At 39.0% G+C, this 21,312-nt stretch carries 21 protein-coding genes; 11 read left to right on the top strand and 10 right to left on the bottom strand.

Annotation, left to right across the window (positions count from 1 at the left end):
• Positions 1 to 577 precede the first annotated feature (577 nt).
• A complete protein-coding gene (locus tag EV695_RS12120; protein ID WP_131906251.1) occupies positions 578 to 910 on the top strand; it encodes a DUF1820 family protein in 333 nt (110 codons plus the stop codon).
• A 93-nt stretch (positions 911 to 1,003) separates the two neighbouring features.
• Here EV695_RS12120 and EV695_RS12115 read toward each other — a convergent pair whose 3' ends face one another.
• The 8 genes from EV695_RS12115 to coxB form a co-directional block, all read right to left on the bottom strand.
• The gene (locus EV695_RS12115) at positions 1,004 to 2,020 is read right to left on the bottom strand and encodes a c-type cytochrome (protein WP_131906250.1); all 1,017 of its coding nucleotides are present in this window, start codon (positions 2,018 to 2,020) and stop codon (positions 1,004 to 1,006) included.
• A gap of 24 nt (positions 2,021 to 2,044) precedes the next feature.
• Complete coding sequence (locus EV695_RS12110; RefSeq protein ID WP_131906249.1) at positions 2,045 to 2,833, bottom strand: SURF1 family protein; 789 nt, start codon at positions 2,831 to 2,833, stop codon at positions 2,045 to 2,047.
• Positions 2,834 to 2,836: 3 nt separating this feature from the next.
• Complete coding sequence (locus tag EV695_RS12105) at positions 2,837 to 3,037, bottom strand: twin transmembrane helix small protein (protein ID WP_131906248.1); 201 nt, start codon at positions 3,035 to 3,037, stop codon at positions 2,837 to 2,839.
• 71 nt (positions 3,038 to 3,108) lie between these two features.
• Entirely contained in the window at positions 3,109 to 3,981 is an 873-nt protein-coding gene (locus EV695_RS12100; protein WP_131906247.1) for a cytochrome c oxidase subunit 3, read from the bottom strand.
• Between the two features lie 18 nt (positions 3,982 to 3,999).
• Complete coding sequence (locus EV695_RS12095) at positions 4,000 to 4,557, bottom strand: cytochrome c oxidase assembly protein (RefSeq protein WP_131906246.1); 558 nt, start codon at positions 4,555 to 4,557, stop codon at positions 4,000 to 4,002.
• A 17-nt stretch (positions 4,558 to 4,574) separates the two neighbouring features.
• Complete coding sequence (locus EV695_RS20175; protein ID WP_165874701.1) at positions 4,575 to 4,718, bottom strand: hypothetical protein; 144 nt, start codon at positions 4,716 to 4,718, stop codon at positions 4,575 to 4,577.
• Positions 4,719 to 4,720: 2 nt separating this feature from the next.
• Positions 4,721 to 6,373: a cytochrome c oxidase subunit I gene (gene ctaD, locus EV695_RS12090; RefSeq protein WP_131906245.1), complete on the bottom strand. Its 1,653-nt coding sequence runs from the start codon at positions 6,371 to 6,373 to the stop codon at positions 4,721 to 4,723.
• Positions 6,374 to 6,384: 11 nt separating this feature from the next.
• Positions 6,385 to 7,581, bottom strand: a complete 1,197-nt coding sequence (coxB, locus tag EV695_RS12085; RefSeq protein ID WP_131906244.1) for a cytochrome c oxidase subunit II — start codon at positions 7,579 to 7,581, stop codon at positions 6,385 to 6,387.
• 436 nt (positions 7,582 to 8,017) lie between these two features.
• On the opposite strand from coxB, the gene EV695_RS12080 reads away from it, so the two are divergent.
• The 7 genes from EV695_RS12080 (at position 8,018) to lysS (ending at position 15,412) form a co-directional block, all read left to right on the top strand.
• On the top strand, positions 8,018 to 9,019 hold the full coding sequence (locus EV695_RS12080) for a COX15/CtaA family protein (RefSeq protein ID WP_131906243.1): 1,002 nt from the start codon (positions 8,018 to 8,020) through the stop codon (positions 9,017 to 9,019).
• A 32-nt stretch (positions 9,020 to 9,051) separates the two neighbouring features.
• The gene (locus EV695_RS12075; protein ID WP_131906242.1) at positions 9,052 to 9,624 is read left to right on the top strand and encodes a hypothetical protein; all 573 of its coding nucleotides are present in this window, start codon (positions 9,052 to 9,054) and stop codon (positions 9,622 to 9,624) included.
• 5 nt (positions 9,625 to 9,629) lie between these two features.
• Complete coding sequence (gene cyoE, locus EV695_RS12070) at positions 9,630 to 10,541, top strand: heme o synthase (protein ID WP_131906241.1); 912 nt, start codon at positions 9,630 to 9,632, stop codon at positions 10,539 to 10,541.
• Positions 10,542 to 10,550: 9 nt separating this feature from the next.
• Complete coding sequence (locus tag EV695_RS12065; protein WP_131906240.1) at positions 10,551 to 10,733, top strand: DUF2970 domain-containing protein; 183 nt, start codon at positions 10,551 to 10,553, stop codon at positions 10,731 to 10,733.
• A gap of 295 nt (positions 10,734 to 11,028) precedes the next feature.
• Positions 11,029 to 11,886, top strand: a complete 858-nt coding sequence (locus EV695_RS12060; protein WP_131906239.1) for a DUF2189 domain-containing protein — start codon at positions 11,029 to 11,031, stop codon at positions 11,884 to 11,886.
• Positions 11,887 to 12,747: 861 nt separating this feature from the next.
• Positions 12,748 to 13,843, top strand: a protein-coding gene (prfB, locus tag EV695_RS12055; protein WP_131906238.1) for a peptide chain release factor 2 whose coding sequence is annotated in 2 segments (ribosomal slippage) — positions 12,748 to 12,819 and positions 12,821 to 13,843 — 1,095 coding nt in all. Because the reading frame shifts where the segments join, the coding sequence is not laid out codon by codon here.
• Positions 13,844 to 13,903: 60 nt separating this feature from the next.
• Positions 13,904 to 15,412 carry a lysine--tRNA ligase gene (lysS, locus tag EV695_RS12050; RefSeq protein WP_131906237.1) on the top strand — a complete coding sequence of 503 codons (1,509 nt, stop codon included), beginning with the start codon at positions 13,904 to 13,906 and terminating at the stop codon, positions 15,410 to 15,412.
• A gap of 214 nt (positions 15,413 to 15,626) precedes the next feature.
• On the opposite strand, the gene EV695_RS12045 is transcribed toward lysS, so the two are convergent.
• On the bottom strand, positions 15,627 to 16,454 hold the full coding sequence (locus EV695_RS12045; protein ID WP_165874700.1) for a universal stress protein: 828 nt from the start codon (positions 16,452 to 16,454) through the stop codon (positions 15,627 to 15,629).
• Between the two features lie 330 nt (positions 16,455 to 16,784).
• Here EV695_RS12045 and EV695_RS12040 point away from each other — a divergent pair, with 330 nt between their 5' ends.
• The 3 genes from EV695_RS12040 (at position 16,785) to EV695_RS12030 (ending at position 19,026) form a co-directional block, all read left to right on the top strand.
• Positions 16,785 to 17,168 (top strand): hypothetical protein, encoded by a 384-nt coding sequence (locus tag EV695_RS12040; protein ID WP_131906235.1) that lies wholly within the window; start codon positions 16,785 to 16,787, stop codon positions 17,166 to 17,168.
• 123 nt (positions 17,169 to 17,291) lie between these two features.
• On the top strand, positions 17,292 to 18,269 hold the full coding sequence (locus EV695_RS12035) for an ABC transporter ATP-binding protein (RefSeq protein WP_131906234.1): 978 nt from the start codon (positions 17,292 to 17,294) through the stop codon (positions 18,267 to 18,269).
• Positions 18,259 to 19,026: an ABC transporter permease gene (locus EV695_RS12030; RefSeq protein WP_243651595.1), complete on the top strand. Its 768-nt coding sequence runs from the start codon at positions 18,259 to 18,261 to the stop codon at positions 19,024 to 19,026. Before EV695_RS12035 ends, EV695_RS12030 begins: the two co-directional genes overlap by 11 nt.
• Before the next feature lie 34 nt (positions 19,027 to 19,060).
• Here EV695_RS12030 and EV695_RS12025 read toward each other — a convergent pair whose 3' ends face one another.
• The gene (locus tag EV695_RS12025) at positions 19,061 to 21,022 is read right to left on the bottom strand and encodes a putative bifunctional diguanylate cyclase/phosphodiesterase (protein ID WP_165874699.1); all 1,962 of its coding nucleotides are present in this window, start codon (positions 21,020 to 21,022) and stop codon (positions 19,061 to 19,063) included.
• Positions 21,023 to 21,312 lie beyond the last annotated feature (290 nt).

Below are 21,312 nucleotides of genomic sequence, written 5' to 3'. Positions count from 1 at the left end.
TTTAAAGTCTTTGTCTGATTACTCTTTAAGGGCAATGTCATAAAAATATAGCTAATAACATGAAACAAATAGTTTAATAAACGCTGTAATAGCAACTATGCTGATAAATCTAACGATAAGGTTTTATCTATAGTTAGATTATTGATTGATATAACATGTTGTATTCGTTGTTTCTTTATCGTGATTTTATCTGTTTTTATAGTTCTAGATGCCCAATAGAAGGATAGCTCCCCAGCTATGTAATCAAGTCACAAGATACGACTTTCGTTTTAGTCGCCTCAGTTGATTATTAATATGATTCGAATGCTAATCATTAGTTCCATGTTTACTCAAAAATCATGGAATTTCTTCTGAACGGTATTCTTAAAGAACGATATTAAGTCCCCTAATTATTCAATTAAGAAATACAGAATTCAGCAGAATATTGTTAACTTAAGAATCAATACACCGAGTATACCTACCTTAGTACAAACACTAAAATACACCCCCCCACTTACAGGGCTTTTTTAAGAGTGCATTGCAGGGTGTTTTCTGATACAAAGGCGATCCTTAACGATTTGCTATAAAGTACTGCACCATGGAAGAATCAAGATTATTTAAAATATCCTACTATAACCAAGATAAGGTTTACGAGTTGTTTGCGAAACAAGTCTATGAATCAGATCTTTATGGGTTTCTTACGATTGAAGAAATTGTCTTTGGTAGTCAGAGTGAGTTGGTTATTGATCCTTCTGAAGAAAAGTTAAAAGCTGAGTTTAATTCAGTAAAGAGAAGTTTTATTCCAATGCATGCCGTTATTCGTATAGACGAAGTTAAAGAGCAGGGCATGTGTAAAATTAAAGATCCGGGTAATACGGGGAATGTTTCTTCGTTTCCGGGTGGTAACAAAGGCGGAAGAGATAGAGTTTAAGCAGAGACTCAATTACTACTACAGAAACGTTATCCATAAAAAATCCCTAGACAACACATGTTTGTCTGGGGATTTTTTTATTTTAGAGAAAGATTACTGAGAGTTAGCTGACATATAATCAACAGCTGCTTTTACATCTTCATCAGAAAGTCCCAGGTTTCCACCTTTGGGTGGCATTACACCTTTTCCGTTAATTGCCGATGCGTACATTGCCTCACTGCCAGACGCCAAGCGTGGTTCCCATGCAGCGACATCCCCAAGTTTAGGTGAACCCGCAACGCCAGATGCGTGACAGGCAAAACAGGAACTATTGTAGACTTTTTCACCTTTGGCTAAATCAGCTTTTGGCGCTTCTTCAGTTTGCGCAACTGCCATAGGCTCTGGGGCTTTAGGTGTTTCCTTTTTAGTGACTTCTTGCTCAGGTGCTGTGGGCGCTTCAGTTTCTGCCACTGTTGGCGCTTCAGGCGCTTCCGTGGTTACCACCGGTGCTGTTGTAGGTTCTGGTGCAGCCGGCGCTGTTGGTGCAGTCGGAGTTTCAGGTTCTTTAGCCATTGTAGTTGCGGCTGCCGCAACAGGTGCAGTTGTTGCCTCCGTATCTGTATCTTCTGCTGACGTTGCTGCGGTTTCTTCTTTTGCTTCGGTATCAGCTTCTATACCTGCAGATTTGAGCATGTAAATAATTGTTTCTTTTATTTCTTCATCAGTAATTGCAGGGTTGCCACCTTTAGCCGGCATAGCACCTTTACCTGCAATAGCTGTTTTAACCAAGCCATCGACGCCATTAGTCATGCGTGTTTCCCATGCCGCTTTATCGTCAATCTTGGGTGCATTGGCAATACCTGTATTGTGACAGGTGCCACAAGTTTCTTTGTAGATCGATTCTCCTGAACGAGCCACAGCGGAGCCAGCAACTTCATCAGCTTTAGCTTCTACATTACCAATGGGGGCAAGTGTTTGTTGAGCCTTTTTAACGACAGGCTTTACTTCTGAACTTGCTTCAGCAACATGTTTAGTTGCTTCTGGTGCAAGTAGATATAAGACACCTACTATGACTACCAGAACAATCTGCACCCAAAATAACTTAGGTAATTTTTCGTGTGAACCCGACATAGGTCTTCTCCTTTAAAAAATATGTCATTCAGTTTTTTTAGTATTTAATCTAATAAATAAAAACAATAGTATTGCTGCCATCGCAAACCATTGTAAGGCATAGGCATTATGCTTATCGATACTGCCGTAGTAGGGTTGCCATTCTCTAATAAAACCATCTTTTTCTTGTTTGTTTAACTCGATAATAATGGGCAGTAATGGGTAATCTAACTCCTTGTTTAGCTCAGAGATCTGAATCGACTGAATCAGTTTAGGGTTATTACTCTTCTGTACTGCATTTTTATCATCATCGTTTAATACTATTGCTTCTGATACTTGTTTAATCTGTCCTAGTATTTCGCGAGTGTTATTCTCTATCACAATACTTGGTATGTTGTCTCTTGTGCCGTTATACGTTATCCATCCGCGATTTATTAAAACTGCGTAAGCTGGACTTTTGTTGTTTGAATCTGATGTGTTCTCAAACAAAAAAGGCGTTAAAACGTGGTATCCAGGTTTACCCAGATGTGTTCTGTTATCTAATAAAAACTGATTGTTATTGTCGTATTTGCCTTTTACGGTTGCCGGTCTATACACTTCTTTAAGGAGTATTTGTTCAGACTCTTTGGTTGCTAATGTTGTCTCATTTAATTTAAGTGGTGTTTTAGCTATGGCTAATTGAATGCCGTTATCAATCTCTCTTTTTTCATCAGCTCTATCTAACTGCCAAAGACCCAGTGAAATTAGAACTGGAAAAAGAACGAGTGTGACAAGTGTTGGTACTAATTTTGGAGTAAAAACATAGTGTGATACTCGAACTTGCAAACCAGCCATCTTCTATGCAACACCTGTTGGTTTTATCCATCCCATCCAAAAAGCAAAAAGTAAAAATATGAAGAGGGCAATGGATATTCCAACACGCATGGTCAATGCTTTAACCATACGCTTTGAACCATCGCCATCTTTCATCATGTAATACAATGCAGAGCCGAGGCTGTAAAAAATGAAGATAAAGAAAACAAGAATTAGGTACTTCATTAGTTTGGTTCAGCTCTCACTATATTCTTAAAAAATCTTAAATTGATTATGTTGTTTTTTTTGCTTACAACTTATAACCAGTAAACAACAACGAACAAACCAAGCCATACAACGTCAACGAAATGCCAGTACCAGGCGACTGCTTCAAACCCGAAATGACGTTCATTATTGAAATGTCCACGGATGCATCGCATCAATATGACAATCAGCATCAGTACACCCAATGTTACATGGAACCCATGGAATCCTGTCAACATGAAGAAAGTACTTCCATAAATACCAGAAGTTAATTTTAAGTCTAAGTGCTGATAAGCTTCCATGTACTCAGAAACTTGTAATCCCAGGAAAATAACACCCAGTACGATGGTTGCTATTAAACCGCCAATTAACTGATTACGGTTTTTATTCATCAGTGCCCAATGCGCCCAGGTTAAGGTAGCGCCACTGGTTAATAAGGTTATGGTATTTAATGCAGGAAGATGCCATGCATCAATGATGCCTTTGGGCACAGAAAAGTTTGATGCATCTGGCATTTGAATTAAAGGCCATACAGATTTGAATTCAGGCCAGAGAAATTGATTGGTAAAGGCATTATTCCCTTCACCACCCAGCCATGGTACGGATAGTTGGCGAGCATAAAATAGGGCGCCAAAAAATGCGGCGAAGAACATGACTTCTGAGAAAATAAACCAGGCCATTCCCATTCTAAAAGACTTATCAACTTGTAAGTTGTAATCACCTGTTTCACTTTCATGAACCACTTGGCCCATCCAGCCAAATACCATGAAAATAATGATGCCAAAGCCCAGTATCATGCCTACTGTGCCTGCCATGCTGCCATGCAAAGAGCCAGCAAATCCTCCTAATAACGCGAACATACCTATTGACCCTACAATCGGCCAGTAGCTTCCACTCGGAACGTAATACTCTTCTCTAGATTGCATGCTATTAATCTCCTCCTGTTAGAGTCCAGCCACACCTTCGGTGGCCGCATCTTTAACTTTTATAAAATTATAAGATAAAGTGATGTTATAAATATCCTTTCCGATCTCACTATCAACAAAAAATCTGACGGGCATTTCAATAGGTTGTTTGGGTTCAAATTTTTGATTGTTGAAACAAAAACATTCTAGTTTTTTAAGATGGGATGCTGCTTCACCGGGTGCTACACTAGGAACTGCCTGCCCAATAATGACGTCATTAGATCTATTTTCTGCGTAATAATTAATGGTATAAAGTTTTCCGGGAACTACCTTCATGGTGGTCGTCATTGGGTAAAATTTAACCGGGAAACCTGGAGCTGTAGCGGCTAGAAAATCAACCGTAATTGTTCTGCTTTCATCCACTGATATAGGTTGCCCTTCATAGCTGGAACTACTAGTCCGACCATTCAAGCCCGTAATGTCGCAAAATGTGTCGTATAAAGGCACCAAGGCAAAAGCAAAACCAAACATGCCTAATGGGACAAAGAAAAGTTTGACCCAAAAAGCTTTACTGATTGTTTGTTTTTGTTGGCCCATATTATTTCTATAAAGTCCTATCTGCCTTGCATATAAAGAGTGAAGATAAATATGGCAAGAGCTATGACACCCACTATTGTCGCGGTGATTCTTGCCCCTGCGCGTTGTTTTGCGAGGAGTTGCTCTTCCGTTAGACCACTGTATTTATTTGAAGATGTCATGATTAGTGCTCACCAATGTGGCTTGATTCTTCAAGAATAACTTTCTTTGAAGGTGGGTTATCGAAGGTGTGGTAAGGAGCTGGTGTAGCAACCGTCCACTCAAGGCCTTTAGCGCTATCCCAGACTCTATCTTCTTTTACAGGCTTGCCGTTGCGAATACAGTCAACAATGATGTAAGTAAGAAGAATGAAAGAAGCTCCGAAGGCAAAACCACCAATACTTGAAATCATATTGAAATCAGCAAACTGTAGAGAATAATCAGGAATACGACGTGGCATACCTGCAAGACCTAGGAAGTGTTGTGGGAAGAACAAAACGTTAACTGAAATAACAGCCCACCAGAAGTGTATCTTGGCGAGTTTCTCGTTGTACATATTTCCACACCATTTTGGCAACCAGTAGAATACTGCTGCAATGATGGAGAATAGGGCGCCAGTAACCAGTACATAGTGGAAATGCGCTACAACGAAATAAGTGTCATGGTATTGAATGTCAGCTGGCGCGATGCCCAACATCAATCCTGAGAAGCCACCAATAGTGAATAGTATTACAAAAGCTACAGCCCATAACATCGGTGTTTCAAATGTCATTGAGCCACGCCACATGGTAGTAACCCAGTTAAAGACTTTTACACCTGTGGGAACAGAAATCATGATCGTTGCATACATAAAGTAAAGCTGACCTGCGATAGGCATGCCCGTTAAGAACATGTGATGCGCCCAAACTACAAACGAAAGTAAAGCGATTGAAGCGGTTGCATAAACCATCGAGCTATAACCAAACAACGGTTTTCGTGCAAAGGTCGGTATGATTTGGGAGACAACACCAAATGCTGGAAGGATCATGATATAAACTTCAGGATGACCAAAGAACCAGAATATGTGCTGGAACATCACCGGGTCACCACCACCTGCTGCATCAAAGAAGCTGGTACCGAAGTTGCGGTCTGTCAGCATCATGGTGACCGCGCCTGCAAGTACTGGCATCGCCGCGATCAGTAGGAATGCTGTAATCAACCATGTCCATACGAATAAAGGCATGTCCATGTATTTCATGTCTGGAGCACGCATATTCATGATGGTTGCGATTACATTGATTGCACCCATGATTGATGAGAAACCAAGCATGTGAACAGCAAAGATAAAGAAGTCAGTACTGTCTGGAGCAAATGTAGTAGAAAGAGGGGCGTAGAATGTCCAGCCAAATGCTGGTCCGCCACCTTCCATGAATAATGTACTAATAAGCATCATGCCTGCGAAAGGTAGAATCCAGAAACTCCAGTTATTCATTCTTGGGAGTGCCATATCCTTGGCGCCAATCATCAGTGGAATCTGCCAGTTTGCCAAGCCTACGAAAGCCGGCATAATCGCACCGAATACCATAATCAAACCGTGTAAGGTGGTCATTTGATTAAAGAATTGCGGGTCAACCAGTTGGATCCCGGGCATGAATAATTCAGCCCTGATCACCATTGCCATAGCGCCGCCGATTAGCAGCATAGAGAAGGCAAACCATATATAAAGTGTACCTATATCTTTATGGTTGGTCGTTTTAACCCAGCGCATTAAACCCTTTTCAGGTCCATGGTGATGGTCGTCATGAGATCCTTCTAATGTATCGATCTCGTCTTGTAAGTCGGTCGTTGTTGTAGACATTATAGAATCTCCTATCTTGCAGCTTTAATTGTTGAAGGTTGCACTAGGTCACCCACACTATTGCCTAAGGCATTTCTTTCATAGGTGATTACAGCTGCCAGGTCGCTATCACTCAATTGTTTTCCAAAGGCTTGCATTGCTGTGCCTGCTTTGCCGTTTAACACAATATCAATGTGAGCATTAATATCGCCCGTTGTTATTGGGCTTCCTGTCATTGCAGGGAATACTCCTGGAATACCGCCACCTGTTACACCGTGACAGCTAGCACAAGTCGAGCTGTACACTTTCTGGCCTTGCGTCATTAAGTCTTCTTTTGACCATACTTTGCCAGAAGCGGCAGCAAGAGCTTTTTGCTTTTCTTTCTGTTCACCTAACCATGTTTGATAATCTGCTTCTGATTTGGCTTCTACTACGATAGGCATGAAACCATGGTCTTTGCCACAAAGCTCAGCACACTGGCCTCTATAAATTCCTGGCACATCAATTTTTGCCCATGCATCATTGATGAAGCCTGGATTAGCATCCTGTTTTACACCAAGGTCTCTTACCCACCATGAGTGAATAACATCATTCGATGTCATAAGAAAACGAATACGTTTGCCAACGGGTAATACGAGATGATTATCAACTTCAAGCAAATAATTCTCCATGCCTTCTCTTGATGCTTTGTCACTTGTTGCTTTCTTTTGTTCTTCGGTCAAATTACTGAAAAAGCTAACACCCTGATCAATGTATTCGTATTGCCATTTCCATTGATAGCCGGTTATTTTTACGGTCATGTCTGCAGCATCGGTGTTTTCCAGATCGATCAATACCCGGGTGGCAGGAACTGCTACAGCAATAAGAATAGCGAGAGGTATTAAAGTCCAGGCTAATTCAACCGAGGTACTTTCATGGAAGTTGGCGGCAACCGCGCCTTTAGATTTACGATGAAAGATCATTGAGTAGATCATGACACCAAATACCAGGATTGCGATGCCAACACATACCCAGAATATCGTCATGTGAAGGCCGTAGATATTCCTACTAACCGAAGTCACTCCCTCCGGAAGATTCATACCGAATTCAGCGAAGGCAAGCTGAGGAGCAAAAAATAGGGGTAATAGATAAAAGTTAGATAGATTTTTTATTTTTCTTATATATGAAGTAACGATTGTCGAAAGTTGATTTAGGTACGAAAAATCGCTGACAGAACTCTTACTTGGCATACAGCCTCCTCTGATAAGTAAGTATTTTCATTGCAAGGTAATGAAAATGCTTAACTTCTTCTATTTAGATGTGGTGAAAATATAAGAAGTTACTAATATTCTTAAAAGTTCATTGATAAATATCAAAAAACACTAAATATTTTTCGCCAAGTCTACAGTTAAGTAAAAATTATTGCTAGTCAGGATCGTATATTTATATTTATAGGTACACACTACTCTGTAAGTGATTGTAATTTAGTGTTTTATAGGTATGCTAATATTCATTATTTGTATGATTAAATAGTTAGATGCTGAATATTTAATCTATCAAAGCGAGCCATAAATAAATTGATATGCGCATCAAATATATCGATGATGAATTTTTAGAATTTATTATCCAAATTTTTTTAGAGTGTTACTATCAGACATATTTCAAGATTGAGACAGTAGATATTTGATGATTAATCCAAAGAGTTATTCAAAAGTTTTAGGCTTTGCGGTTTTGCTAACACTCATTGTAATAGTTCTTGGCGCTTATACGCGTTTAACAGATTCCGGATTGGGTTGCCCAGATTGGCCCGGATGTTATGGGCAATTGAGCGTTCCAGAAAATATATCTACTCATGAATATCAAAGGCCGCTAGAAAAACATAAAGCCTGGAATGAAATGATTCATCGATACGTTGCGGGTACTTTGGGTTTTGTCGTGTTATTTATTCTTTTTATGACGATCAGAGGAAAAAATGTTTTAAAACAGTCCGTGGGGCTACCGTTATTGTTATTAGCAACGGTGATCTTTCAAGCATTGTTAGGCATGTGGACAGTTACTTTATTGCTAAGTCCTTTAATTGTTACAGCTCATCTGTTAGGTGGTTTTACAACCCTGTCACTTTTATGGTGGTTATGGTTGAATAACAGGTCAACTACTCTTCATTCGAATAACTCAGATTCGTCTCCAGTTATCCACAAATCATCATTACTTAAGATTGCAGCCTTGTTTGGGTTGTTGTTAGTGATTATCCAGATATTTTTAGGTGGCTGGACAAGTACCAACTATGCCGCTCTTGCTTGTGGTACCCAATTTCCTTCTTGCTTTAATTCGTGGTGGCCTGATATGGATTTTGTTAAGGGTTTTGAACTCACGCATGAGTCAGGTGTTGATTATGAGTTTGGGGTATTAGAAAGCCCGGCAAGAACAGCCATACATTACACGCATCGTATGGGTGCCTTGGTTGTTTTTAGTTATATGATGTTATTAGGAATTCGTCTTCTTAGTGTTGGCGGAACATTTTCAAAACTAGCGAAATTATTATTGGTTGTTTTGTTCTCTCAAGTCAGTTTAGGAATCATGAATGTGATGTTAGGTCTTCCTATAGCTGTAGCCACGTTACATACGCTTTTTGCCGCGTTACTTCTACTCGCCACGTTGGCAATAACTCACCGAATTATTAAATCTTAGAATATTTACTAAGATGTTGCTCAGGAAATAAAATGGATTCAGGAAAAAAATCATTCCTCTGGTTAGTCACTATATTTGTAGCGCCAATTCTACTTGGAACACTTTTGTTTTTTAATCTTGAGCGACTTGGCTTTGAGAAGGGCAGCGTTAATTACGGCAATTTAGTACAGCCTGCTCAACCAACTAAGGTTGAAGATTTGAAGCAAGCGGGTGCACCTGCCGTTTTAGAAGATGTAATAACCAAAAAATGGACTATGCTTTATATCGAAAATGGGAAGTGTGAAGAATTTTGCCAAGCTCGCTTGAGAACGATTAAAAGAGTACGCTTGTTGATGAATGAACAAATGCGTCGAGTGCGAACTGTATTAGTCAGTAGCGATGACGTTTTAAAATCTATTTCGTCAAAAGACAATCCAGATTTAGTGTTAACTGAAGCGATGCCTGATTCAGAATTCTTAAAACAGTTTCCAGAACAACAACAAGAACCTATTTATCTAATTGATCCATTTGGTAATTTAATGATGTATTACCCGCAAGAAAATCCTGATTTAAAGAAAATGATCAAAGATATACGTCGATTACTTAAATACTCACACCTGGGATAATTTATATGCCTAATGCTACATCGTTAACTTGTGATCCAACTATCTCTGATTTTTTAACCTTATGTAAAATCAAGGTAGTGGCTTTGATAATGCTGACCGCTGTAGTTGGGATGTTTTTAGCTGTTCCGGGGTTACCACCATTGCACCTCGTGATAATGGCGTCGATAGGTATTGCTTTTGCTTCTTCATCGGCGGCTGTGTTCAATCATATTATTGATCAGAAAATTGATAATGAAATGAGTCGAACAGAAAATAGACCGTTGCCTGAAGGGAAAATTTCACAACAAACAGCCTTGGCGTTTGGGATTATCTTAGGCGTTGTTGGTATAGGTATTTTATTGATTGGGGTGAATGTGCTAACGGCAGTTTTAACCTTGCTTGCCCTGATTGGTTATGCGGTTTTTTACACCATGTATCTCAAACGAGCCACACCACAAAATATCGTTATTGGTGGTGCTGCAGGTGCTGCACCTCCATTGCTAGGTTGGGCGGCAATCACAAATTCAATAGAGCTTGGTGCATTGCTGTTGTTTGCCATAATCTTTATTTGGACACCCCCCCACTTTTGGGCCCTGGCTATTCACCGTCAAAAAGAATATGCAAAAGTGAATATTCCGATGTTGCCGGTAACGCATGGTCATCATTTCACAAGAATTCAGATTTTGCTCTACACCATCTTGCTGGTAATAGTGACTGTTATGCCGTATCTGGTAGGTATGAGTGGTTTGATTTATCTAGTAGGAGCGTTGTTACTCGGTGGAGGATTTCTTTACTACGCAATTCAGTTATTACGGCAGCCTGAAAACAAGGCGCTGCCCATGAAGACGTTCGGCTACTCCATCAATTATTTGATGATTTTATTCGTGGTCTTATTGATCGATCATTATTACACCATAAGTCTCTTTCATATATTGTAAGGTTTAGCGATGGAATTTTTACGAGCAATTAAAAGCGTAATGTCAGCCATGATAGGCGTGCAAAAGAAAAAGAATCTGGAAGAAGATTTCTCCAAAACAACTGCAATGCCTTTTATTGTTGCAGGAATCCTGATGACAATCGTATTCATTCTCGCTGTTTGGGCTGTGGTTAATCTGGCTTTAAATGCATAAATAGCGTTACAAACATGTAACTAATAATATTGCTAGTGAGTATCCCCTTGTTATTTTAATAGTTTATATATATTTGTAGACCGAAATAAATGCTTTTGATATAACTAACAGTGTACCAAATTTGATATTTATCAAATTTTACGCATAAACGAATTCACATTCGGGCAATTGATACTAATATATTCTTTACGTATTTTTATATTAGCCAATATATCTAGCCGTTTTTTCAAGGCTACAAGTACAAGGAAAGCGACAACAAAAACAATAATTTCATAAAGCTCTAGGAGATCACTATATGACTGCAGTTCAGCAAGACATACTTCACGAAGAAGATGAGTTTGATTACACTCAAAAAATTGAAATTAGAAAACTGGATAACGGTGCGCCAATGCGTTGGTTAAGTAAAGGCATCAGCGATTTCAAAGTATCCCCAATGCTCAGTTTAATGTACGGTGTGTTATATGCCGCGATTGGTTTGATCTTAATGTACTTTACTTACCACAATCCGATTTATACCTTTGGTATGGTTACCATCTTTTATCTGGCAGGACCGGTTATAGCGGTTGGCCTGTATTGCATGAGTCGACATATTGAAGCAGGGGTAAAACCTACCTTCAATGAGGGCTGTCGCGCGATGTGTTACAACCCTGTCGGAGTCATCGGTTTCTCAATTGTTATCGGTATGCTTATCGTCTTTTGGTCGGTAATCACTGCCGCACTGTTTGCTGTGTACTTCGGTAGCATGACGATTTCCGGTAACGTCATCGAAACCATGATGGCTAATAAGCAAATCGTGCCATTTACCTTCTTGTTAACGATTATTGGTTTATTTTTTGCCGTAGTGTGTTTCTCATTGAGTGCAATATCGATTCCACTAATGACGCATAGAAAAGCTGACGTTGTGACTGCAATGGTTACCAGCGTAAGAGCTGTTAAAAAGAATCCAGTAGTTATGCTAACTTGGGCATTCGCAATCGTTGCCTTGATAGGCTTGGGATTTGCTTTTGCCTTTGTCGGTGTCGCATTAACATTACCCATTGTTGGTCATGCAAGTTGGCATGCGTACAGAGAGTTAGTAGTTGATGATAGAGTCATGACTGCTGAAGACTGTGATTTACCGATATTTCCTTTCATGAGAGGAAAGTTAAAATAAGTGCTTGGTTTGCTGATCTTTATGGAAAAGCAAAACACTAGTTAAGTTTTAATTAAAGCCCCTGATATTAGGGGCTTTTTTTTGATCATATTTTTTAAATATGTTGGAATAATAGTAACTAGATTTTAGTCAGTTCTAATTTGTTGTTGCCGTACACAAGAACGAGTTTGTTTATATGGGTAGATGCTTTAATTTTCTGGTTAGTGTTATGACCAGCACTGGGTGAATATAAACCGCTGTCTGATGTTGCAAGCAAAGGTAGGGATATTTTATATCATTGACATAAGCAACTAACACATCGTTTAGCGTTCTTGGCTGAATAGTGTTTATTTATGCTTTTTCTTTAATAAGTTTCGAATTGAAACGGTCAGGTTTTTACCAATTTTTCTTTTGTAATATTTGATACTGAAATGACTAATGTTATTGATATTACAAAAAGTAGATGAACAAATTTGTAAAAAATGGATCTACTCTTTTTCGCAAAAATGGATTCAGCATATTCCCGGAAAAATTTTTATTGGAAGTAATCCTTTGATGCACATTCCTATTAAAAGATTTGGCATTGAAGAATCAAATCATCTTAGCGCTTCAGATGAATTTTTATATAGATTAATAAGGGACAGTAAACTATATGTTTATAGCTTAATCTGACAGTGTGATTCAATAACGGGTTTACTAGAATCTGTCGTTCTACTTTAGGGAATGCCACAAGTTAAAAAAAAGGCCTCAAAGTAGGGGGGTGGCTTTCGACTTATCTGAGTGAGATCAACGACAAACAAATACACTTTTGACTCGTTTAAGGGCTTATTTTCTCCAGTTAATCACTGTATCATTGCCATTTTTTAGCATAAATGAATTTCTATGGAACTCAATCCTCTCTATACGCAGATAAAAGATTTACAGCAACGCATTGAAGCGTTGAGGGGGTACCTTTGACTACGAAACCAAGAAAGAACTATTAGAAGAAACGTCCCGCGAGCTAGAAGACCCTGAAGTCTGGAATGATCCGGAAAAAGCACGCAAGTTAGGTAAAGATAAATCAACCTACGAGAATGTTGTACTCGTCATTGATGAGTTAACAGTGCAACTGGAGGATGCCAATGATTTACTCGAAATGGCTGAAATGGAAGACGACGCAGAAACCGTAGAAGCAGTCACTCAAGACCTTGATGCTGCAACTAAGGGTGTAGAACGTTTGGAATTCCGCAGGATGTTCTCTGGTGAAATGGACCCGAACAACGCCTTCCTCGATATTCAATCAGGTTCTGGTGGTACAGAAGCCCAAGACTGGGCAGAAATGGTACTGCGCATGTATCTGCGTTGGGGTGAAGCAAAAGGTTTCAAAGTCGAATTGATGGAAGCATCTCCGGGTGATGTTGCGGGTATCAAGTCTGCCACTATTCGCTTTGAAGGCGAATATGCTTTTGGTTGGTTGCGTACTGAAATTGGTGTACATCGCCTGGTGCGTAAGTCGCCATTCGATTCCGGCGGACGTCGTCATACATCATTCTGTGCGGTATTTGTTTCTCCTGAAATTGACGACGATATCGAAATTGAAATCGATCCATCTGATGTTCGTGTTGATGTTTATCGTGCCTCAGGCGCGGGTGGACAACACGTAAATAAAACAGAATCTGCTGTACGTTTGACGCATTTACCGACAAATACCGTCGTGCAATGTCAAAATGGTCGTTCGCAGCATCAGAATAAAGCAACAGCAATGAAGCAATTAAAAGCGAAATTGTATGAGCAGGAAATGCAAGCACGTAATGCAGAAAATCAGGAATTAGAAGATAACAAATCAGATATTGGCTGGGGCAGCCAGATACGTTCTTATGTATTAGATGCTTCACGAATCAAAGATCTACGAACCGGTGTGGAAACGGGTAATACTCAAGCCGTACTTGATGGTTCACTCGATCAATTTATCACTGCCAGCTTAAAATCTGGTCTTTAAATTAACCATTATACGAAAATAACAGCAGTAAACTGCAGAAGTAAATAACAGAGAAGTCACATGAGCGAAGAGCAAAAAACAGCAGCCCCAGAACAAGATGAAAACCAGTTAGTCGCATTGCGTCGTGAAAAACTGGGCCAGATGCGTGAAGCTGGAGTAGCATTTCCGAATGCATTCCAACGTGATCATTACGCGCAGAATCTTCAGAAAGAATATGGGGATAAAGAGAAACCGTGGTTCGATGAGAACGAAGTGCGCGTATCTGTAGCTGGTCGTATCATGCTAAAGCGTGTGATGGGTAAGGCGAGCTTTATCACGATTTCAGATATGTCTGGTCGTATTCAGGTGTATGCGCAAATTAAATTATTGGGTGATGACTTATACGAATCTTTCAAAGGTTGGGATAGCGGAGATATCGTCGGCGTTGAAGGTCTATTATTTATGACCCAAAAAGGTGAGTTAACGGTTAAGGCGGATAAGCTACAATTACTGACTAAATCTTTACGTCCACTGCCAGAAAAATTCCATGGTTTAAGCGATCAGGAACAACGTTACCGTCAACGCTATCTTGATTTAATCATGAGCGAAGAAACGCGTGATACCTTTAAAATTCGTTCTAAAGTAATTAGCTATATCCGTAACTACTTCGAATCAAATGATTTCATGGAAGTAGAAACACCGATGTTACAAGTGATTCCGGGTGGTGCTACGGCAAGACCTTTTGAGACTCACCATAATGCCTTAGATATTGATATGTACATGCGTATTGCGCCAGAGCTGTATCTGAAGCGTTTGGTTGTAGGTGGTTTTGAACGTGTATTTGAGATTAACCGTAACTTCCGTAACGAAGGGTTATCAACGCGTCATAATCCTGAATTCACTATGATCGAATTCTATCAGGCTTATGCGACGTTCCATGATTTGATGGATATTACTGAAGAATTATTACGTGGTTTAGCCGAGCATATTCTGGGCAAAACTGAAGTAACCTATCAAGGTGAAACGTTCGACTTTGGCAAGACCTTTGATCGCATCTCGGTAAAAGATTCAATCCTCAAATACAACCCTGATTTAACCGAAGCTGATATTAGTACAGAATCTGGCGCGCAAAAAATCGCTAAAGACTTAGGCCTTCATGTTGAAGACTATTGGGGGCTGGGAAAGATTCAAATGGAAATCTTTGACGAGACCGTAGAGAAAAAGCTTCTCAATCCTACCTTCATTACTGAATACCCTGCTGAAGTGTCACCTTTGGCGCGTCGTAATGATGACAACGATTTTATTACGGATCGTTTTGAATTATTTATTGGTGGACGTGAAATTGGTAACGGCTTTTCAGAGCTTAATGATGCTGAAGATCAGGCAGAGAGATTCCAGAAGCAAGTCGCTGAGAAAGATGCGGGTGATAATGAAGCGATGCATTACGATGCTGACTATATTCGCGCTTTGGAATACGGCATGCCGCCAACAGCTGGTGAAGGAATTGGTATAGATCGTTTGGTAATGTTATTGACTGACTCGCCATCGATTCGTGATGTTATCTTGTTCCCGCACATGCGTCCGGAATAAGAACATAGAGCATTATGCTTTCAACTCTGCGTGCTCAGCGCGTTGAGTTGAAACGCTTTTAAATATTTTTAATTACTTTAAGTGGCTATTGCAGTTGCTACTTTTATAAATTACAAAAATATGCCTCAAAGTAGGGGGGTGGCTTTTTTATTTTAAAGAAAAGCCACTCCTCTAATCATTCCCCTACTTATAAGCATTTTTTCTAATTGACCGATTAATGCGACATCACTAATGGTGTAATCATCGTTTTCAGCATTGTTTCTGTCACACCACCAAACACCTTTTGTTTAAGCCCGGGTGTTCCGTAGCCACCCATCACTAACATATCGATACTGTGATCAGCGATTTCATTGAGCAAGACTGTCGCTACATCAAAGGTGCCTGCATTGATTCGGTTTACCGTTGCATTAACGTCATGTCTTTTCAGGTGAGCAACCAGATCATCAGCGAGCAATTCACCTTTGGCTGTTTTGCTATTGCCTTCTCTAACAACGGTGATGATGACTTTATCAATAACTTTTAATAACGGTAATGCATCGTGAACTGCACGAGTAGCTGCAGGTGTTCCGTCCCATGCGATCATCGCGTTTTTACAAGGGATACGATGCGCGCCAATATAAGGCATGAAAAAAACGGGTCGGCCGCAGAGCACGACTATTTTGCTGGCAATTTTTTCTACTAACTCAAAGTTCTTATTTTCAGGGTTGGCTTGTCTAAAGATAACAAGATCAAAGTTTCGTGCGAATTGAGAGAGCCTTAAGCGAGCTTCTTTTTTATCACCAGTAATGATTTTACTTGCGTATTCAAGACCTGTTTTCGCTGCTAATGCATTGAATTCTTCGATTCTTTTTTCAGCTTCTTGCATGCGGATTGTGCGTTGCATTTTTTTATCCGATGCGCGCATGTGGTATGGTTTTAAGGCAGATAACGTAACTGCAGTTAAACGGGCATTCTGTGATTCTGCGATTGAAAAAGCGGTAGTAATACGTTCTGCATTAGATTTACCATCATCAAGGTAAACAAGAATATCTTTATATTGCATATTATTTTTCCATTTATATTTTTCCAAAGATTCTATCATTTTCTTTTATAAAATAATGAAATATGTAAATTTCAGACCGTATCATCCACTTTAATTTGATATCAATCATTAAACGATAGGCTTGTAACCCGTTTCATTTAGGCTATTTTACTAACCTTCCATTTGTCGGATAGATTTCCCTCAGAATCAATAAATGCATAAAATAGCTGGTATAAAAATAAATATATTGGTTTGTCGATTTAATCTGTGATGTTCAGTTTATGCAGGCTAGGCAGACAAACTAAGTAATAAAGTACATAAATAAATCAACAAAAAAAAACGGGAAATATTATGTTTAAGACTTTCACTCTAACAAGAAAAGAAGAAGAGCAACTTTCTGAAACAGAAGGAAAAATGACATTTCATTTGACCGATGAAAGCGGTTTTCAAAGAAAAGTATCGGGTTTTACACAGTTAGATGAAAACTTGAATGCAGTAAGTATTTCAACACCGAGAAAGAGAGAGCATCCGTTAATTCAATGTTTGTTTATTACCAATGTCGATGAAACGATAAATATCGAATTCACTCAATACAACGATGTGTTTGAGCGAAATGATCAGGATACAGCTGAGAAAAGTATCGAAGAATTAGCACGTGAAATGCAGAATAAGCCAGTACGTTTGGGGCCTTTATTAAAATCTGTTGAAATAAAGAGCACTGAATCTATACATTAATTCAGCATCACAATTAAACATAAAAAAAGCGCTCAAAAGAGCGCTTTTTTTATGTTCGTAAAATACGTTTAATAGAAACATAAGTTAATTGAAGCCAGTTAACAAAGCACGTACTATCGCGACATGAATCCTATAGTATCGATACAGAATCTTTCAAAAGTTTATCAAGGCGGTCATCAGGCGCTTAAAGAAATTAACCTGGAGATCAAAGAGGGGGAAATACTTGCTTTACTGGGTCCTAATGGGGCGGGTAAAACAACGTTGATTTCAACAATTTGCGGAATTGTTTCTCCCAGCAGTGGAACGGTTACTGTCAATAATCACGACATCATTAAAAATTATCGTGAATCCAGAGAACTGATTGGTTTGGTTCCTCAAGAATTAACCTTGGGAGCATTTGAAACCGTCTGGAATACGATCAATTTTAGTCGTGGCTTGTTTGGTAAAAAGAAAGACGATGCTTATCTCGAAGAATTATTGAGAGAACTCACCCTTTGGGACAAGAAGGACAATGAGCTAAGAACGTTGTCTGGCGGTATGAAAAGGCGAGTTCTGATTGCCAAAGCGTTATCGCACCAGCCTAAAATTCTGTTCCTTGATGAACCAACAGCCGGGGTAGATGTAGAGCTGCGTAAAGATATGTGGAATATTGTTCGTCGTTTAAAAGAGTCTGGTGTAACGATTATTCTGACTACACATTACATCGAAGAGGCAGAGGAAATAGCCGATCGTATAGGTGTGATCAATAACGGTGAATTGTTATTGATCGAAGACAAAAAAGAATTGATGCAAAAGCTGGGGCAAAAACAGTTAATTGTTGAGATAAAAGAGCCTATAGAGACGTTATCAACGCAACTGTCAAAATACAGTGTTAGCTTGTCTGAGGACGGCTCTAAAATAACCTATACCTACGATACAAGAGGTGATGGCACTGGTATAACCTCATTACTTCAAGCCATTAATGAGTCGGGTCTGAGTTTGAAAGATATGCAGACCACGCAAAGTTCATTAGAAGATATTTTTGTGAATTTAGTCCACGATGATGGTGGTGATCAAAATCAGCATAAAAACTCAAAAGTGGAGAAGCCTCATGCGCATTAATTTCCAAGCGATTAAAGTTATCTATAAATATGAAATGCTGCGTGCCTGGAAAACCTTATTTCAAAGTTTGGCGTCTCCTGTGATTTCAACCGCGCTTTATTTCGTAGTGTTTGGTTCTGCGATAGGCTCTAGAATAGATACCATAGAAGGTGTTTCATACGGCCTGTTTATAGTACCTGGTTTAACCATGCTGTCTTTATTAACCCAGAGCATAGCAAATGCCTCATTCGGTATTTTCTTCCCTAAATTTACCGGTAGTATTTATGAAGTACTGTCGGCGCCTGTTTCCTTTTTTGAAATAATGGTGGGTTATGTCGGTGCAGCGGCGAGTAAATCATTTGTGCTAGGGGTAGTGATTTTAATCACAGCGAGTTTCTTTGTGGATTTAAAAATTGCTCATCCTGTCTGGATGGCTACATTTTTAATTTTGACGTGTATTTCGTTTAGTTTATTCGGCTTTATTATTGGTTTATGGGCGAATAACTTCGAAAAGCTGCAAATCATTCCGTTGCTAATTATTACGCCTTTAGTATTTCTCGGTGGGAGTTTTTATTCCGTCAGCATGTTGCCACCATTCTGGCAAACAGTGACTTTATTCAACCCTGTATTGTATTTGGTGAGCGGTTTCCGTTGGAGCTTTTTTGAAGTGTCAGATGTTAATGTCGGTCTCAGTCTGGGGATGATTGTATTCTTTCTGGTTGCCTGTCTAGCCGTAATTAGCTGGATGTTTAAAACGGGTTATCGTTTAAAAGAATAATCTTAAGCACGCATAATGACTTATCTAATAGCCATTATGCTGCTAGTTGTAAGTAAGATATTTTATTTCCGGGTAATGGTCGGTGATAATAAAACCCCTGGGCGATATCGCAGGAATACTTTTTCAAAAATGCGAATTGCTCATAGGTTTCTACGCCCTCTGCAACCACATCCAGATTCAGTGAGTGACCTAGTGTGATAATAGCTTTCACTAGGGCATGATCTGCCTTATCGTCAGGTAAACCCACAATGAATTCCTTATCTATTTTTAACGTCGTAATAGGGAGTTTCTTAAGATAACTCAATGATGAATAGCCCGTTCCAAAGTCATCGATGGAAATCTTTACGCCTTTCTCTCTCATTTGTTCAAGATCTTTGATTGTATCTTTCGACACCTCATGGATGGTTCTTTCCGTCAATTCGATACCAAACAAATTAGGGTTTAGATTGTAGTGATTAACATTCTCAATAAATCGTTTCAGCAACTTGGAAAATATAATCTTATTGCCCGATAAGTTAATATTGATGCGCATGTTTATATTCTTCGATTGTTGCCATATGCTTTGTTGCTTGCAGGCTTCATCAATTACAAACAGATTGAGTTTTTCGATTAGATTTGTTTTCTCGGCTAACGGAATAAACTCATCAGCCGGAATGCTCTCGCCTTTATGGTTTTTCCAGCGTAACAAGGCTTCACATTCTGTTGTATCACCGCTTTTGATGTTTAATAGCGGTTGGTACTGTAGGCATAACTGGTTGTCCTTATTGCCATTTTTAAGCACAGAATGTAAGGCATGGCACATCGCATGCTCTTTTTCCAAACGGTCGCTGGTTTGCTTGGAGAAAAACTGAAAACAATTTCTACCTAATTGTTTCGCCGAATACATCGCGATATCTGCATTGGTCAGTAATGTTTTTGCATCATTACCATCCTGAGGGTAAAGACTTGCGCCGATACTTGCAGACATGAAAATCTCATTTTCATTGATGGTAATAGCGGTGTCTAATTCATTGGAAAGTTTAGTCACCAGATCAATCGCTTCCTGTTCACTCCTGATGCTGCGCAATAGTAAGACGAACTCATCTCCACCAAATCGCGATAAAACATCCTGTGGCTTGATGAACCAGTTTATTTTATTGGCAAATTCCTTGAGTATTTCGTCGCCAACCTCATGTCCATAGTTGTCATTGATACTCTTGAAGTAATCAATATCAAAGAAGATGACAGCAAATGGTCTAACAGGATTATTAGTAATATGATGAGTAATATTACTGATCAGATTCGAACGGTTTGGTAATTCTGTAAGAATATCTGTAGAGGCAAGATACGCGAGTTTTTTATCTTGTTCTTTTTGTTTTCTCAGTATGAATCTGGTTAAAAAGATACTAATTATGATACTGGTAATATCAAAAATGATGACATTGGTAAGTACTTGATGATTGTTATTTTTAGATTCCAGATTCGCTTCGGTTTCAATATCGTATTGAAAATCTGCCATGTCTTTAAATAGATCAAGCACTGCTTTTTGTCGTGGTAAAATTTGTTGAATGATGAGATCAGATGCAGGGATTTTCTTCTTATCTAGCAATAGGCTGTAGATTTCATTCAACAATGGTTCGTATATCAGAGATAGTTTGCGCTGTTGTTCTAGCATCTCTTTTAATGTGCTGTTCATTTCCTGCATCATTAAAATTTCACGTGCTGCATTAAACTTTGTTGTTTGAGCATTCAAATCAAAAAATAATTCATCAAGCAGGAATGAATCATTAGTCTCTACCATGCTGACTAAAATAGTCGATCTTGATGTCTCGGCATGAGACATGTTTCTCAGTTGTTTATTGTTAATTGAATGTTGTTGAATAGAGCTAAGTATGGTGTCTGCTCTTTGTTTTATTTGCGACACAGCAACCAATGACGTCAAGATCATCAAGCTGATGATCATTGCAAAGCCTAAAGGTAAAATACCTTTGAATCTTTTGGATAAGAGTTTATGCATCAATGTTATGTTTATTGTTAGAATTTTGTCATATGAGGATGCATAAATAGTAACACACATTAATTGCATGCAATATAAATTAATGATGTACGGTATACCGTGCTCTACACAATAAAAGACGTGTATCTACTATAAAAATATTTAATAGAAATATGGTGTAATAAATATAGATTTTTGAGGTAAATCTGGGTGTAGGATTTTTTTAGTTATATTAAGAAAGCAAATTATAATAGCCAATAAAAAAAGCCCTCAAAGTAGGGGGGTGCCTAATATCTAATCTGAATGCAAAA

The sequence above is a fragment of the Cocleimonas flava genome (assembly GCF_004339015.1).
Lineage (GTDB): Bacteria > Pseudomonadota > Gammaproteobacteria > Thiotrichales > Thiotrichaceae > Cocleimonas > Cocleimonas flava.
This window is presented reverse-complemented; position numbering and strand designations above follow the sequence as displayed.